Here is a 16,798-nt window from a genome sequence, read left to right as displayed (position 1 = left end):
TAGTGCACTGGGGTATCGTTCGCCACGGGAATATCTGCGGCGACGAACCAGTCATGGGTTAAGTGATAAAAAGTGTATGGAAATATAGGGGCCAATCCATGCTGTAATGGGCTTATTTAATATGGGGTGACTTGAGCTTAGATTCAAAAATGAAAAAAACATCTATTCTTTTCCTTTGTACTTCTTTATTTTCAGGTATGGCTTTGGCTGAGAACCATTACATACCTCTCCTCTATAATTTATCTACTATGTTTGATTTCAATCCAGTTAAAGGAGCTGTCAAATCCTTGGATACTGATGTTGAAGAAAATGGGAAGGTCACTTATAAAATTGCCATCAGACTGGATAAGAATGGGTGTGTTGAAAGCTTAGATCTTGATAACGTTTCTTCTGGTCATAAAACCAGTCTAAAAAATAGCAACGGAAGTCTTGTTGGTCAGAGAGATGGTAAGCCCTTCTCTATACAGATCGATGAAAAATGTAATATTTTGAGTAAAAATGAAAATGGTGACGAGTTGCGATATAGTCTTTATTCGAATGGATTAATTAAAGATACATATTATTTGGGTAAAAAGATATCTGAGCATTTCTATGATGATGACTCTAATTTGACGCGTTCTGAGTTTTATGGTTCCGGGAAGGTATTATCTAAAAACGTAATATCTTACATTGATAAATCCAGAAAGCCACTTGATTATAAAATTATAAATACATCAGTTTACTCAGAAGGTTATACGGCAACGAATTCTTGTCATTATAGTGAGATGCTTGTTCCTGAAATATGTAAAGTGACAGTACAGAACGCTGGGAATCCTTTGCCGAAACCAATATTTATGACTGCAATTACGAAAGTTGAATTCTACTAGATTAAACACATTCCAATAAGCCACCTCCGGGTGGCTTTTTTTATGGGCGCAATATGGCTACATCTACCCCGATTAGAGGCCGCAAGGGCGGCAGCTCCAGTTCCCGAACCCCTACCGAACAGCCTGATGATCTGCAATCTGTAGCAAAGGCAAAAATCCTTCTGGCCTTGGGTGAAGGGGAGTTTGCTGGTGGTCTCACCGCGCGAGATATTTATCTGGATGGTACTGCACTGGAGAATGCAGACGGTTCGCAAAACTTCAGCGGCGTAACGTGGGAGTTTCGGCCAGGAACTCAGGCACAAAAATACATTCAAGGGATCCCGGGTACCGAAAACGAAATCAGCGTGGGAACTGAGGTATCGAGCGCTACAGCGTGGACGCGCACCTTTACCAATACGCAGCTTTCAGCGGTTCGCCTGCGTCTGAAATGGCCTTCGCTTTTCAAGCAGGAGGACGACGGCGATCTGGTCGGTTACTCGGTTAATTATGCGATTGACCTGCAGACGGACGGCGGCACATGGCAGACGGTACTCAATACCAGCGTGACTGGCAAAACGACGTCAGGTTACGAGCGCAGCCACCGTATCGATTTACCTCAGGCTGGCAGCACCTGGACAATCCGACTGCGTAAGATTACGTCTGATGCCAACAGCGCGAAGATCGGCGACACGATGATGCTGCAGAGCTTTACTGAGGTGATTGACGCCAAGTTACGCTATCCAAACACAGCGCTGCTTTATATCGAATTCGATTCCAGCCAGTTTAACGGTTCTATCCCGCAGATCGCCTGCGAGCCTCGCGGTCGCGTTATCCGCGTTCCGGATACTTACGATCCCGAAACCCGCACGTATAGCGGTACGTGGGCTGGGACATTTAAATGGGCCTGGACCGATAACCCTGCATGGATTTTCTATGACCTGGTGGTTAGCGACCGTTTCGGACTTGGGGATCGTCTTACAACGGCCAACATAGATAAATGGACGCTCTACCAGGTTGCACAGTATTGCGATCAGATGGTACCGGACGGCAAAGGCGGAAGTGGTACTGAACCACGTTATACCTGCAACGTCTACATTCAGGAACGCAATGACGCTTATACGGTCCTGCGTGATTTTGCTGCAATCTTCCGTGGGATGACCTACTGGGGCGACGACCAGATTGTGGCGCTGGCGGACATGCCGAGAGATGTTGATTTTACATACACCCATGCGAACGTTATTGATGGGCGCTTTACCTATTCCAGCAGCACCACAAAGAACCGTTACACCAATGCGCTGGTGTCCTGGTCTGATCCTGATAACGCTTATTCTGATGCGATGGAGCCTGTTTTTGAGCAGGCGCTGGTTGCGCGTTATGGGTTTAATCAGCTTGAGATAACTGCGATCGGTTGTACCCGTCAGTCTGAAGCGAACCGGAAAGGGCGATGGGGGATCCTCACCAACAACAAAGATCGCGTTGTTACTTTCAATGTAGGGGAAGACGGCAACATCCCACAGCCCGGCTATGTAATTGCAGTCGCGGACCGAAATCTCTCCGGGCGCGACCTGGGCGGCCGTATCTCTGCGGTGAATGGTCGCGTGCTGACGCTGGACAGGGCGCCGCATGCTTCGGCAGCCGACAGGATGATTGTCAATCTTCCATCGGGTGTTTCTCAGTCACGCACCATTCAGTCGATTACGGGCAATAAAGTGACCGTTACGACCGCTTACAGCGAAACGCCTGTGGCTGAGGCCGTATGGGTCATTGAGTCTGATGAGCTCTACGCACAGCAGTATCGCGTTATTACGGTAACTGATAATAATGACGGCACGTTCACAATCGTCGGTGCAAATCACGATCCGGATAAATTCGATCGCATTGATACCGGAGCCATCATTGACCAGCGGCCGGTTAGTGTTATCCCGCCGGGTAACCAGGCGCTGCCTGCGAACATCGTGATCAGCTCGTTTTCAGTGGTTCAGCAAAATATCAGCGTCGAAACGATGCGCGTGAGCTGGGACCAGGCGCAGAACGCTATCGCCTATGAAGCGCAATGGCGCCGCAACGACGGGAACTGGGTTAATGTGCCGCGCAGCTCCACCACGTCATTCGACGTCCCGGGGATTTATTCCGGGCGCTACCTGGTGCGCGTGCGCGCAATCAATGCCGCAGAAATTTCATCCGGATGGGGCTATTCAGAAGAGAAAACGCTGACGGGTAAAGTGGGCAATCCACCGAAGCCGGTTGGCTTCATCGCATCTGAAAACGTGGTATTCGGTATCGAGCTGAACTGGGGATTCCCGGCGAATACCGACGACACGCTGAAGACGGAAATTCAGTACAGCCTGACCGGTGCCGAAGACGATGCAATGCTGCTGGCCGATGTGCCTTACCCGCAGCGCAAATATCAGCAGATGGGTCTTAAGGCTGGGCAGATTTTCTGGTACCGCGCGCAGTTGGTGGACCGCAGCGGTAACGAATCAGGTTACACAGAATGGGTGCGCGGTCAGGCCAGTATCGATGTGTCCGACATCACCGATGTGATCTTGGAGGAGATTAGAGACTCGGATACCTTCAAGTACCTGATCGAGAACGCGGTGGACAGCAATGAAAAAATTGCTGGTATGGCTGACGACATCAAACAGGCCAACGACGAACTGGAGCAGCAGGCGAAGGATATCGCCAAAAATGCTCAGGACGTCGGGAAGGTTCAGACCAGCGTTAATGAGCTTTTGAGTACGGTCGGTGAAGTGTCGTCTTCCCTCTCAAAGCTTGAGCAGACCGTTGCGACGGCTGATACCGCGCTGGGCCAGCGAATTGACAGCATCAGTGTTTCTATGGACGGCTTGACGGGCGGGGTTAAGAACTCAGCCATTGCCATTATCCAGAACGGGCTCGCTCAGGTGGCCACGCGTAAAACCCTTTCTGCATCGGTCGCGGGCAACAGCGCGAATCTGGACCGCATTGATGAAGTGATTGTCAACGACAGGGAGGCAACAGCGCGCTCTCTGCTGAGTCTGCAGACGGACGTTAACGGCAACAAGGCATCCATCAACGACCTCAACCAGACGTTCTCTGATTACCAGCAGGCTATGGCCACGCAGGTAAACAGCATCACGGCGACCATTAATGGTCACACTTCAGCGATCACCACTAACGCTCAGGCCATTGCCAACGTCAACGGTGACCTGATGGCGATGTACAGCATCAAAGTCGGGATGTCCAGTAACGGCCAGTATTACGCTGCAGGGATGGGTATCGGCGTTGAGAATACGCCGTCAGGGATGCAGTCGCAGGTTATCTTCTTGGCTGACCGCTTCGCTGTTACTCACCAGGCCGGCGCGACCGTTACGCTTCCGTTCGTGATTCAAAACGGGCAGGTAATTATCAGGGATACGGTAATAGGTGATGCCACTATTACACGAGCGAAGCTTGCTGAAACAATCAGCTCGGTAAACTACGTTCAGAACCAGACTGGCCTGTCCATAAACTTTAGAACGGGCACGCTTGAGAACTACGGTTCAACCGCGGGCGAGGGGGCCATGAAGCAAACCAATCAGACCATCAGCGTTAAGGACGCGAACAATGTGTTGAGGGTGCAGATCGGGAGAATCACTGGTACATGGTGATGGGAGGCCTCTCACGGGGCCTCTTTTTTTCAGGAGATACGATGGCGGAATACGGTGTTCAAACATGGGACGCATCAGGCAAGGTTAACAACTATGGAATTAAGCCAGTCAGCGTTTGTGGCTTTCTGCAGCTGGCTGTTAACCAGAAAACAGGTTCTTTTTCCGTTGACCTTCCACCGGGTTGCAAACTGACCTACTTTCAGGTCATGAACGATGATAAGTGGGGAACGGGGAGGAGGAAGATCTCCATCTCCGGTGGTACTGCAACGGTGTCCTCAGTAGGGGATACAGACTACTCAGCAGGGACTGAACCCGCTGTTGCGGCTTTTCTTATTTTCCAGATTGAGAGGTCATAAATGGCGCAGTACGGCGTTTTACTTGCGACTACCAGTGGCGAAGTATGGGTGACAGCAAATAGCTCACCGCTGGCATTGCAGGCGCGCAAGACGGCTGCGCTACAGGGAACATCGGGTTTCAATACTAAGGTGACGCACACCTTTCCCTCAGGTCAGCCAGTTGTGGCCTTCGTTCATTGCACGGTTGAGGTGGAAATCACTCAGACGGTAAGCGGAAACACCATCACGATTGATTTTCTCAGACCTAATGCAACCGGCACAGCGTACGTTTATTTTTTCACAATTTTCCCCCAGACAAAGCCAGATTACGGGATGGCCGTGTGGGATGCATCGGGGACCCTGATTTTAACCCACGAAACGCGCACGCTGAGCGATGTGGTCACTATCGGCACTGCCGGGATGGATGCCAGCTCAGGCTACAACATCAACACAACCCGGGCGGGGAAGTGGGCTTGCATGCCTGTTATGCTCGGTCTGATCACAGGGGTAGTTTCAGCGGGAGGGCAACCGCAGCCATATGTGGCAATTTACAAAAGCATGGCGAAACTTGAGGGAAGTAACACCCGAATTTACGCCAGACCGCAAACAACCCCCTCCGGAGGGCTGCAAAACGTCGCGTACTCAAACATGAGAAACGTCATCATGGCCATCAATTGCGCCAACTACGATTGATCGTTTTCAGCGATCAATTTCTAATAATTGATCTACCAAATCAATTATATCCCGTTGATTCATATTGTTATTGTGTAACCTTGTGAATGCCCTGGGATATAACCACTATGAAAAACATAATTCTTTGCCTGGCGGTGGCGGTTTTGCTCTCCGGTTGCGCTGGCGTTATTGAGAAACAGCAACCCGTGTGTTCCGGTACCGCCCTTATCGGCGGGCAGGAAAACAGCGTCCAGATTTACGGAGTGCGTAAACAAAACAATCAGACCCAGTACCGCGCCGGTTACCCCTTTAACTGGACCTGGGTTAGCGCCAACACGTTCACCAGCACCACCTGCAATTAACTCATTCTGTTTCAAAACAAACCTCGCTCCAGCGGGGTTTTTTATTGCCTGGAGAAAATATGCTTTATAACACCGGCACCATCGCCATTAACGGCAACACCGCAACCGGCACCGGCACAAACTGGACGGCACCCGCCAGCCAGGTTCGCGCTGGCCAGACGATTATTGTCATGTCTAACCCGGTTCAGATGTTCCAGATTTCATCCGTGAACAGCGCCACGTCAATGACGGTAACGCCTGCTGCATCACCGGCACTGAGCGGCCAGAAGTACGGCATTCTGGTATCAGACAATATCTCGGTCGACGGACTGGCGCAGGCCATGTCTCAGCTCATCAAAGAGTATGACGAGAATATCGGCGCATGGGAGACGTTCGCTACTACCTCAGCAAATCAGAGCATCACGGTAACTATAAACGGCACCCCCGTGACTATCCCCGGCATCGGTAAGCTGGCACAGAAAGGGGCCAACGGTGCGCTTGCAATTACTGACGGCGGTACCGGAGCAACAACCGCAGAAGGCAGTCGCGCAAACCTCGGTTTGGGAGATGACATCACTGCCAACTTCGCAAGCCTCGAAATTGGAGCGAAAAAGGCCTCTTCTGCAAGCTTTGTTGATTTCCATTTTCTTGGCACTAATGACTATGACGCGCGCATCCTGTGTGGTGGTAATTCAAATGGTGGGATGGGAAAGGGTGATTTCACATTCTATGCTGGAAAATACACTTTTATCGGTGACAGTTTTGAGTTTCGAAATCCTATCACCTGCCAGAACAGCATAACTTCTTCCGGCAGCATTAACGCCGGTGGCTCCCTAAGAGCCGTAACTTCATCAAACGTATGGGCCTCCAGCGATACACAGAACGCTCATGTGTGGTTTTACGGTGCGGGAGGTATTGAATCACGAGGGGTAATCTATGCGCCCAGGGAAGGTACCATCCGGCTCAGGCCTGATAATAATGATAATGGTGGAGCAAATGGCTATAGCTTCTCTTTCGGAGCTGATGGCAGGTTTACCTGTATTTCTGTGAACCAGACTTCGGATGAGCGAGTGAAGTTCGATAAAGAGCCCGTCAGTAACGCTCTGGAGAAGATATGCTCACTGACGGGCTACACGTTCGGCATTCAGCTCACAGAATCGGAATCGGTGCACAGCGCAGGCATCATCGCTCAGGATTTGGAAAAAGTGTTGCCCGTTGCTGTAAGTTCTGGCGGGACCGGCACTACACCGACCGGAGAAGAGATTAACGATCTAAAAACCGTGGATTACAGTGCGATGAGCGCCCTGTATGTTGAGGCCATGAAGGAGCTGGCCAACCGGGTAAAAAGCATTGAGAGTGAGCTTGCCGAACTCAAGGCCCGAGCCGCGATATAGGGTATCAGCTCAGACTTGACCTGACAGTTTTATCTGGCAGCACACTATCAAATCTGACAGTCAGCTTTGAGCGAGTAGCGGACATTAGCCTCATAAACATCTGAACTGTTCTACGGGGATTCTCTGAAAACGAATTGTTCGGTTAAGCCGGTTGCTTACAAGGCAAGCTTGGCGTGTTGTCTTGAGCTAGGTTGCTTAAATAATTTTGTGAAGGTGTTATTCTATTAATAGAAATTTAACTGAGGCTTCTAAGCCATAGATTCGCGTAGATGAAGATGACTTTGAATATTAAGTATTATATTTTGTGAAGAGTATATGGTTGTGGTCTTTAGGCATAAAGGATTGTATGCCCAGCGTGGTTGTTAATGGGAAGGCAGAAGTAGCTACTGCTTGCACTGCGTTGCGAAACCTTATTAGAGAAAATCAGGTTGACCCTCTAACTGATTAAATGTACATTTATATCACTCAAGGTGTTGAATTTATGGTTGTTTTTAAATAAAAACCATATTTAACATTAACTTTAAGTAAATTTTCATCACATTAAGGTGTAAGAAGGATATATGAGCGGAGAAGTATTTCATAAGAGATTGTTTCCCGTCGGCCAAGGTGGATTTAGTTTAGGGGGGGTGAGGGGCGGAGATGGTAGCCTGCTATACAGTTATGTGTATGACTGCGGAAGTGACCAGTTAAATGCGTTGCGTAGGGAGATCGATGTGGCCAAATCTCTCTTTAATTTTGATGAGACCCATATTGATGAGGTATACATCTCGCATTTGGATTCAGACCATGTCAATGGATTTGACCATTTGTGTCAGCTTGTAGATAATAAAATACGCAAGGTTATATTACCATACTTAGACATCCAAGATAGCTATTACTTGATTGCATCGGAACTTTGTTCTAATTCGACTTCAGGTCTTTTTATGGAGTTTCTCGTTGATCCTGTTAAATGGGTAAAATCGAGATTACCTGAGGCAGAGATATCTTTGCTTTACCCCAATGATATTGATGATAATTTTGACCCCCCTGACTTTAATAGTGAAAACATTAAAGACAGTGCCGTAAGCCTTCCAATTCAAATCTCTGACCCTAAAGGAAATATTGAGTGTAATCGCTGGTTGATTAATAGGATAGGAGATAACAAAGCTGATACTTTGATGTCATTCATTTCTTGGATACCGCCCCGTTCACGTAAGAAAATTGAAATTTTCAGTAAGCAATTAATTGAAAGTGGCTTTTCTGAATTAAGCAAGAAAAAAATAATAAAGATACTAACCAATGCTGTGGAAAGAAAGAAATTACGCGAGTGTTATTTAAAGCTTGCTGGTGATCATAATGTAATATCAATCAATCTTTTGGTTGTTAATAATAAAAATGCTGAAGTGAGAGTTTTTAACAAGAATTATCGCGAACGGTCAGATTATGGAAGTTATCGTCAAGATCGACTTGATTGTGATCAAGGGGTAGTCTCTCTTTTATTAACAGGAGACTCAAACCTTAAAACATCATTGTATTATAATAAATGGACTGAATTCTATTCAGAAGTGATCAAAACGGTAAGGGTGATGACATTACCTCATCATGGCTCAGAATTAAATTTTAATCAAAAAATGATTGCTGATTTTGATAATGTTTTGTTTATAGCTCAGTCGGATGGTCATTCACATGGTCATCCATCTCAATCAGTAATCGATGCTATAAATTCAAGTTATAGACACAGCGTTACTTTGGTTGACAATAATGCCAAAAATTGGGTTGATGTAATGTATATATTTTAAACATTAGTTGCATTAACAGCTTTTAAATAATTCAAGCTTGTTGGCATGTGAAAAGATTATTTTAGATTGCTATTCATACGCCTGAGCATTTTAAATTTTTTTTGCGCCATCAAAAAATGATGGTGCAAAATCACTTAAAAATAAAATCCTCAATTACATAACCCAACTAAAGCGTATTTGTGTTGCCATTCGAGCGAAACAGTGGCAAACCGACCAGCACTCAAAAAACTTCTCAAGGCATTGAATGTGGGAGATACGCTTGTTGTCTGGAAGCTGGATCGTCTCGGACGCAGCATGCGGAATCTCGTGCTGCTGGTGGACGAACTCCGGCAGCGCGGCATCCACTTTAAAAGCCTCACAGATAGCATCGACACTTCCAGCCCAATGGGGCGTTTCATTTTCCACATCATGTCTGCCCTGGCCGAGATGGAGAGGGAGTTGATAGTAGAGCGCACACGCGCTGGGTTAGCCGCAGCTCGTGAGAAAGGGCGAATCGGCGGCAGGCGTCCGAAACTTACCCAGGAACAATGGGACCAGGCGGGCCGACTGATTGCGAACGGCGTGGACAGGAAGAAGGTGGCGATAATTTATGATGTGGCTGTTTGCACGCTTTATAAAAAATATCCAGCACGTGATCTCTGAATAAAATCGCAGTCCTGCCTGTCAAATCGGAGGGCTGCGAAGGTTTAATTTACTTAGAATTTAATAAATTAAAGCTAGTCATAAGGTTGCGGTAGTCGGGGATATGATTAGAGAACAGCGTACCCAGACCTTCGATATCATTGCGCCAGTCACGATGCAATTCACATGCAACTCCAAACCATGACATTAACTGCACGCCAGCGTTAGACATACGATCCCATGCTGCATCCCGAGTTATAGGATTGAAAGTACCCGACGCATCGGTAACAACAAATACATCGAATCCTTCTTCGATCGCAGAAAGCGCAGGGAAGGCAACGCATACTTCAGTGACTACACCTGCGATGATTAATTGTTTCTTGCCAGTGGCTTTAACCGCTTTAACGAAATCTTCGTTATCCCATGCGTTGATATTGCCAGGTCTGGCAATATATGGAGCATCAGGGAATTGTTCTTTAAGTTCAGGGACTAATGGGCCGTTAGGACCATTTTCGAAACTGGTAGTAAGAATTGTTGGAAGACCAAAATACTTCGCCAGATCACCAAGTGCAAGAACGTTATTTTTGAACTTGTCCGGGTCAATGTCGCGAACTAAGGACAGTAGTCCGGTTTGATGGTCTACCATAAGGACGGCAGCGTCGTTTTTATCTAAACGAACATATGGCTTAGTCATAATGTCACCTTTCCCTTTAGTTACAGTGAGTTAATGAGTTTTTGTTACCGCGATGAATGAAATTATTATAGTTTGTTAAATCCACTTAGGAAGTAATGTTATTAGGACTCATTGTTCATTAAGTGGAACAATGCAACATCAAAACGACGGTATGTAGTTGTTAAAACCAGCAAGCGATACTCTCAGTCACAAAATTTACAAAAGCCATAAATCGAATCGAGAGAGAAACTTAGAAACGAAGCGGTGAAGCTTTGAACAACCACTAGCGAACCGGTATATTGCGTATCCTCAAAAAGAAAACTACTGTATATAAAAACAGTATTTTGAGGTGTGTATAATGGAATTCATCAGGCCAGCAGAACTACGAGAAATTATTGCTCTCCCACTTTACAGCGACTTAGTGCAATGCGGTTTCCCGAGCCCCGCGGCTGATTACGTTGAACAGCGAATCGATCTCAATGAGTTACTTGTCGCTCACCCGAGCTCAACATATTTCGTTAAAGCTGCAGGTGACTCGATGATTGAGGTCGGGATCAGCGACGGTGATCTGTTGGTGGTGGACAGTTCGCGCACAGCTGAGCACGGTGACATTGTCATCGCTGCGGTAGAAGGGGAGTTCACTGTTAAGCGTCTGCAGCTACGCCCAACAGTCCAGCTCATACCGATGAACAGCGCTTACTCGCCGATCATTGTCGGCAGTGAGGACACGCTTGACGTGTTCGGTGTTGTTACCTTCATCGTTAAATCTGCGAGCTGACCATGTTTGCGCTCTGTGATGTGAATTCGTTCTACGCATCATGCGAGACGGTGTTTCGGCCTGATTTGAGGGGGCGGCCGGTTGTGGTTCTGTCGAACAATGACGGCTGCGTAATTGCCAGATCTGCAGAGGCCAAGGCTGTAGGAATTACAATGGGCGAGCCATTCTTCAAGCAGAAAGAGCTTTTCCGGCGCGCTGGAGTTGTTTGCTTCAGCAGCAATTACGAGCTTTACGCTGACATGTCGAACCGTGTGATGACCACGCTGGAGGAAATGAGCCCTCGCGTCGAAATCTACAGCATCGATGAAGCTTTTTGCGACCTTACTGGTGTTCGCAACTGCCGGGACCTGACCGAGTTCGGCAAAGAGATCCGCGCAACAGTTCTGAAGCGGACTCACCTCACCGTCGGGGTTGGGATTGCTCAGACCAAAACACTTGCTAAACTCGCCAACCATGCTGCAAAGAAATGGCAGCGGCAGACCGGCGGAGTAGTTGATTTATCGAACATTGATCGCCAGCACCGACTCCTTGCCCTGGTACCCGTTGAGGACGTCTGGGGCGTTGGCCGCCGCATCAGTAAGAAGCTTAACGCCATGGGCATTAAAACGGCTCTGGACCTCTCAGAACAAAGCACATGGATTATTCGCAAACACTTCAATGTCGTGCTGGAGCGAACTGTCCGGGAGTTGCGCGGCGAGCCTTGTCTTGAGCTGGAAGAGTTTGCGCCAGCAAAGCAGGAAATCGTATGCAGTCGGTCATTTGGCGAACGCGTCACCGAGTACGAACAGATGCGGCAGGCTATTTGTAGTTATGCGGCACGTGGTGCTGAAAAGCTACGCGGTGAGCATCAGTATTGCCGGTTTATCTCGACGTTCGTTAAAACCTCTCCCTTTGCGCTGAATGAACCGTATTACGGTAATAGCGCGTCAATGAAGCTTCTCACCCCTACACAGGATTCACGTGACATCATCAACGCTGCGGTAAAGTGCCTGGACAAAATTTGGAAGGATGGTCACCGGTACCAGAAAGCTGGCATTATGTTGGGTGACTTTTTCAGCCAAGGCGTGGCCCAACTCAACTTGTTTGACGAGAATGCGCCGCGTGCCGGTAGCGAAAGGCTAATGGAAGTGCTCGATCATCTGAACGCTAAAGATGGAAAAGGAACGCTCTACTTTGCTGGCCAGGGCATTCAGCAGCAGTGGCAGATGAAGCGTGAAATGCTTTCGCCAAGGTATACGACGAGATACTCAGATCTTATTACGGTTCGATAATTTTTCATTTTTTTGCACAGCGTAAAGCCAAATTAATAGATTGAAAGTGATGTTGATTTAATCTTTCATGTTCCTGCTGGGAATATTTAAGTTCTTATTGGTGATTTTTAGCTTCCTATTTGGAATGTGTGGTGCTATCTTCTTTGTACCGAAACCACAGAGGACGCTGCTATGTCAGGTACACAAAACATCACAACATACTGGAGTATTTGTATGATCCTTTTACGTGAATTGCGCATTGAACGAGGTGTTCACCAAGCGCAAGTTGCTGATTGGATCGGGAAAACTCCTAGCGCATGGACAAAAGTAGAAGCGGGTAAAAGCCCGCTGCAGTTTGAAACATTTGTCCGTGTCTGCTTCAGCTTTCAGGTTCAGCCATCAGCAGTAATGGCAGCTGCAGAACGCTATGCGGCGTTGCTTCGCCAGTACCACTGGGCTGTTTTGTCTACAGAGTTGAATATTGGTGAAGACCTGCTGATGATCCGCGCTCAGGAATATTGGGGTTCGCCTGGCTTTCGCGTGAGCAGCACTACACCGACTGGATGGGGAATGCAGTCTGTGCTCAACGGACCAATTTATAACTTAGACGGGACGATCACCCTCGCATTATCTTTCCGCTTTGCGCTGGATGATAATTTCCGCAAGATGCAATTGGATACACCACTGATTCCAAGCCCACCCTTGCAATCATGAATTAATTAATACCGTCCCGTTGATTTCTGGTGTGCTTTAACTTTAAGCGCACCTATTTTTTATTTTATGCTCGGGTAAAACTAAACAGACTCGATTAACTCCGGGCCTTGGTTCTTCACATTACCCACGGCGCGCGTCACGGCGTGCCAGATAAACTTGTCGGCCGGCACGTAACCGCCGACAGCTATCTCTTCCGCTTCTTTCCCTCCAACGTCCTGGCGCATCCATTCCCGGGCCGCTTCCGGCGACAGAACCAGTGGCCGGCGGTCGTGAATGTCGACCAGTCCTTTGTCAGCTGTAGACGTTACTATCAGAAAGCCTTCTGCATCATCGCCGCGCTCGAATGGCGTACTGCCGACCGCCGCCATGAAAATGGGCTGGCCATCTGCCCGGTGAATGAAGTAGGGCTGTTTCTTGTCGCCTTCCTTTTTCCATTCGAACCATCCATCGGCGAAGCAGATCGCACGGCCATGCTGCCAGAGGGGCTTAAACATCCTGCTGGTTGCCGCGGTTTCGACACGCGCATTAATCAGTGGCGGTTTATCCCACCACCCGGGCGCGTAACCCCAGAAAACAGGATCGAGGTGCAACTGCTCGTCTCGTTCGCTCAACAGCAGGACTTTAGTACCGGGAGCCACGTTGTACCGACCAATAGGTTCAGGGTCATAAGCAATGTCACGATCAGCTCCGTCGGACAGGTAAGCCAGATACTCTTCACGGGTTTGAGCTTGTGCAAAACGTCCGCACATGATTACCTCCAGTCGTCAAACTGAAAGTATAGAAGAAACGAAGAGGGGCGGAATCGTAGCTCCAACAGCCCATGTTTCGATTGAGACTGCTGGAGCAAAAAAAACAATGTGTACAAATTTGCGTATTAAAACTCAAAATCGATAGCAGATTTATTAACTATCACGTTGATTTTAAATGAAAAGACATGTGGTCCTATAGCCGCTATCGTAAGGCATACCATTCCTTATGCTTCAACGGGTTGGCCATTGCACCCAAAATATCGGAAATCACGTTAACAATAATCACCAGCGAACCAATCACCATGACGCCTGCTGAAATGGCAGCGTAATCCTGCTGACGAATGGCGTTAATGAGCCACCGGCCCAGACCTGGCCAGCTAAAGACCATCTCGGTGATCATCGCCAGGGTCAGCATGGTCGAAAACTGCAGCCCAAGGCGCGGAATAACCGGCGGGAGCGCGTTATGCAGTACGTGACGACGCAAGATAGTCAGGCGTGACAGCCCGCGCGTGGCCGCAGCTTTAACGTAGTTCTGATCAAACACTTCCATGGTGCTCAGGCGCATCAGGCGGATCACTTCGGTGGTGGGTGCCACCGCAAGCGTTAGCACCGGCAACACCATATGACGCAGGGCGCTGACGATCATTTCGTGACGCCAGACGGAGTCAGAGAGCCATGCATCAATTATGGCGAAACCGGTCACAGATTTAACCGTGTAGAGGAGGTCAAAGCGGCCTGAAACCGGCAGCCAGCCCATCGTCAGAGAGAAGAACAGCGTCAGCAACAGCGCCAGCCAGAAGACCGGGATAGAAAAGCCGAGCAGGGCGAGGGCGCTGATAAATTTATCCTGCCATTTATTGCGATAAATCCCCGCCAGCATGCCCACCGGAATGCCCACCATCAGGGCAAAGCCGAAGGCCAGAATACAGAGCTCCATCGTGGCCGGGAACACGTCTTTCAACTGCTCAGAGATAAGCTGTCCGTTGATACTGGAGACGCCAAAATCCCAGTGCAGCAGGCCGTTGAACCAGAACAACCAGGCATCCCACAGCGACGATCCCTGAAGCGGGGCGTGCGGCGTAAAGTAGCTCAGGCTGAAGCCCACGAAGGTCAGTAAAAAGAGCGTCACCAGCAGTAACAGGAGTCGACGCAAGGTAAAAATGATCATGGTTTTTTCACCTCTTGTTCTTTTTCACGGTCGACCCCGGCGAAGGAGGCGTTGCCAAACGGGCTCAATACCAGGCCTTTAATATCGTAACGATAGGCCTGCAGACGCAGGGAAGAGGCCAGCGGCAGCACGGGCAGTTCCTTAGCGAGGATCTTTTGCGCTTCATCATAGGCATCAATGCGTGATGAGAGCTGTTGTGACGCCAGCGCTTTTTGCAGAACGGCGTCAAACTCGCGGTTGCACCAGTGAGCGTAGTTGGTCTGTGAGTTTATTGCCGCGCAGCTTAACAACGGACGGAAGAAACTGTCCGGGTCGTTACTGTCAGTCGCCCAGCCCGTCAGCGTGAGGTCATGGTTCATATCCATCAGGCGCGCTTCCTGGAAACGCCCTTCAACCGGAACGATGATCACTTTTACACCCACCTGCGCCATATCAGCCTGCAGCAGCTCGGCGGTTTTCAGCGGGCTAGGGTTCCATGCCTGAGAGCTGGTCGGTACCCAGAGCTGCAGCGTCAGGTTTTCAGCACCCAACGCTTTAAGCTGTTCGCGTGCTTTTGCCGGATTGTATTCCGTTATTTTGGCTTCACCGTCATACGCCCACGAGGCGCGCGGTAAAATAGAGGCGGCGGTTTCCGCGGTGCCGTAATAAATGGACTGCATCAAACGCTGGTTGTTAATGGCCAGCGCCAGTGCATGACGAACAGCCGGGTTATTCAGCGGCGGCTTATCGGTGTTAAAAGCGAGATAGGCAATGTTCATACCCGGGCGCAGCGTCAGGCGCAGGCGCGGATCGTCGCGTAAAATAGTGAGCTGGCTGGCGGCAGGCCAGGCCAGCACGTCACATTCGCCGGTCAGCAGCTTTGAGAGCCGTCCTGTACCGCCGGACCCGAGGTCGACCACTACCTGCGGCATCAGCGGCGTGCCGCGCCAGAAGTGTTCGTGGCGCTGCAGGCGAATATATTGCCCGGCGCGGTATTCGGCCAGCTGGAACGGACCGGTACCGACCGGCTGGCGGTCAAGCAGCTCCTGACGATCCTGCTTGTTCAGCTTTGCCGCGTACTCAGCGGACATGACGGACGCATAGTGGGTCGCCAGATGCCAGAGGAAAGAGGCATCCGGGCGCGTCAGGGAAAATTCAACCGTCCGGTTATCCAGTTTGCGCACGCTTTTAACGGTGTCGGCAAACTGCAGGCTGTCGAAATAGGGGAAGTTCCCCCCGTTGACGTTATGCCAGGGGTGATGGCGGTTGAAGATACGCTGGAACGTAAAGACCACATCGTCTGCATTCAGCTTGCGCGTGGGGGTAAACCACGGCGTATGCTGAAACGCAACGTCATCACGCAGACGGAAACGGTAAGTTGCGCCGTTGTCCAGCACCTCCCAGCTTTCCGCCAGCTCCGGCACCAGACGGTAGGTGTACGGATCAACATCAAGCAGACGGTCGTAAAGCTGAGCGGCGAGAGTATCCACAATCAGGCCGCTGCCCGCTTTTTGTGGGTTGAAGGTATCAACCTGTCCGCTGACGCAGTAGACGAAGCCACTGTCACGAATATCAGGCTGCTCAGTTGGCTCGGGGGCAGCAAAGGCCTGGCTACTGAACAGACTGAGTGCAAAAAAGGACGATAAAACCAGACGCATAATTTTTAAGGTATGATATGTTAAGTGGCTATCTTACTAATATTAAACGAAATTATCCAGTGTCGTTTATCCCTGAGGGCATCCTGGGGGCAGTAGCGTTTGCAGTCGCTCATTCAGCATACCAACCTGATCGGCATTCATACCGACTCTCCACTTTGAATATACCTCATAAACCATCTTAGCATTTTCATGCCCTGTCTGACTCGCTATAAAC

14 protein-coding genes and 1 pseudogene are annotated in these 16,798 nt (G+C 49.2%); 11 read left to right on the top strand and 4 right to left on the bottom strand.

What is annotated here, in order from left to right; all coding sequences use genetic code 11:
- Positions 1 to 149 precede the first annotated feature (149 nt).
- The 8 genes and pseudogenes from ACMWKA_RS21665 to ACMWKA_RS21630 all read left to right on the top strand — a co-directional run.
- Positions 150 to 866 carry a YnfC family lipoprotein gene (locus ACMWKA_RS21665; RefSeq protein ID WP_414760611.1) on the top strand — a complete coding sequence of 239 codons (717 nt, stop codon included), beginning with the start codon at positions 150 to 152 and terminating at the stop codon, positions 864 to 866.
- Between the two features lie 53 nt (positions 867 to 919).
- Positions 920 to 4,474 carry a host specificity protein J gene (locus ACMWKA_RS21660; protein ID WP_414760610.1) on the top strand — a complete coding sequence of 1,185 codons (3,555 nt, stop codon included), beginning with the start codon at positions 920 to 922 and terminating at the stop codon, positions 4,472 to 4,474.
- A gap of 41 nt (positions 4,475 to 4,515) precedes the next feature.
- Positions 4,516 to 4,830, top strand: coding sequence for a hypothetical protein (locus ACMWKA_RS21655; protein ID WP_040022273.1), 315 nt, complete (start codon positions 4,516 to 4,518; stop codon positions 4,828 to 4,830).
- Positions 4,831 to 5,502, top strand: a complete 672-nt coding sequence (locus ACMWKA_RS21650) for a hypothetical protein (RefSeq protein WP_414760609.1) — start codon at positions 4,831 to 4,833, stop codon at positions 5,500 to 5,502. It begins immediately after the preceding gene.
- A 107-nt stretch (positions 5,503 to 5,609) separates the two neighbouring features.
- A complete protein-coding gene (gene cor / locus ACMWKA_RS21645; protein WP_369706953.1) occupies positions 5,610 to 5,843 on the top strand; it encodes a phage exclusion lipoprotein Cor in 234 nt (77 codons plus the stop codon).
- Between the two features lie 59 nt (positions 5,844 to 5,902).
- The gene (locus ACMWKA_RS21640) at positions 5,903 to 7,216 is read left to right on the top strand and encodes a tail fiber domain-containing protein (protein WP_414760608.1); all 1,314 of its coding nucleotides are present in this window, start codon (positions 5,903 to 5,905) and stop codon (positions 7,214 to 7,216) included.
- Between the two features lie 560 nt (positions 7,217 to 7,776).
- Positions 7,777 to 8,994, top strand: coding sequence for a hypothetical protein (locus tag ACMWKA_RS21635; RefSeq protein WP_414760607.1), 1,218 nt, complete (start codon positions 7,777 to 7,779; stop codon positions 8,992 to 8,994).
- A 192-nt stretch (positions 8,995 to 9,186) separates the two neighbouring features.
- A pseudogene (locus ACMWKA_RS21630) lies at positions 9,187 to 9,636 on the top strand (recombinase family protein); the annotation flags it as partial.
- Positions 9,637 to 9,685: 49 nt separating this feature from the next.
- Here the strand turns inward: ACMWKA_RS21630 and ycaC are convergent.
- The gene (gene ycaC, locus ACMWKA_RS21625) at positions 9,686 to 10,309 is read right to left on the bottom strand and encodes an isochorismate family cysteine hydrolase YcaC (protein WP_047361659.1); all 624 of its coding nucleotides are present in this window, start codon (positions 10,307 to 10,309) and stop codon (positions 9,686 to 9,688) included.
- Positions 10,310 to 10,646: 337 nt separating this feature from the next.
- On the opposite strand from ycaC, the gene ACMWKA_RS21620 reads away from it, so the two are divergent.
- The 3 genes from ACMWKA_RS21620 (at position 10,647) to ACMWKA_RS21610 (ending at position 13,030) form a co-directional block, all read left to right on the top strand.
- The gene (locus ACMWKA_RS21620; RefSeq protein WP_414760606.1) at positions 10,647 to 11,066 is read left to right on the top strand and encodes a translesion error-prone DNA polymerase V autoproteolytic subunit; all 420 of its coding nucleotides are present in this window, start codon (positions 10,647 to 10,649) and stop codon (positions 11,064 to 11,066) included.
- Between the two features lie 2 nt (positions 11,067 to 11,068).
- Positions 11,069 to 12,337 carry a Y-family DNA polymerase gene (locus tag ACMWKA_RS21615; protein WP_414760605.1) on the top strand — a complete coding sequence of 423 codons (1,269 nt, stop codon included), beginning with the start codon at positions 11,069 to 11,071 and terminating at the stop codon, positions 12,335 to 12,337.
- A 213-nt stretch (positions 12,338 to 12,550) separates the two neighbouring features.
- The gene (locus ACMWKA_RS21610; RefSeq protein WP_038419599.1) at positions 12,551 to 13,030 is read left to right on the top strand and encodes a helix-turn-helix domain-containing protein; all 480 of its coding nucleotides are present in this window, start codon (positions 12,551 to 12,553) and stop codon (positions 13,028 to 13,030) included.
- An 80-nt stretch (positions 13,031 to 13,110) separates the two neighbouring features.
- Here ACMWKA_RS21610 and ACMWKA_RS21605 read toward each other — a convergent pair whose 3' ends face one another.
- The 3 genes from ACMWKA_RS21605 to sapA all read right to left on the bottom strand — a co-directional run bounded on the left by ACMWKA_RS21605 (position 13,111) and on the right by sapA (position 16,584).
- Positions 13,111 to 13,779 (bottom strand): SOS response-associated peptidase, encoded by a 669-nt coding sequence (locus ACMWKA_RS21605; protein ID WP_038419597.1) that lies wholly within the window; start codon positions 13,777 to 13,779, stop codon positions 13,111 to 13,113.
- A 202-nt stretch (positions 13,780 to 13,981) separates the two neighbouring features.
- Entirely contained in the window at positions 13,982 to 14,947 is a 966-nt protein-coding gene (gene sapB, locus ACMWKA_RS21600; protein ID WP_013096396.1) for a putrescine export ABC transporter permease SapB, read from the bottom strand.
- Positions 14,944 to 16,584 carry an ABC transporter substrate-binding protein SapA gene (gene sapA / locus ACMWKA_RS21595; RefSeq protein WP_038419595.1) on the bottom strand — a complete coding sequence of 547 codons (1,641 nt, stop codon included), beginning with the start codon at positions 16,582 to 16,584 and terminating at the stop codon, positions 14,944 to 14,946. Before sapA ends, sapB begins: the two co-directional genes overlap by 4 nt.
- Positions 16,585 to 16,798: the final 214 nt, after the last annotated feature.

This window comes from Enterobacter sp. 03-F-07-AD-ECC (assembly GCF_047530935.1).
Taxonomy (GTDB): domain Bacteria; phylum Pseudomonadota; class Gammaproteobacteria; order Enterobacterales; family Enterobacteriaceae; genus Enterobacter; species Enterobacter cloacae.
This window is presented reverse-complemented; position numbering and strand designations above follow the sequence as displayed.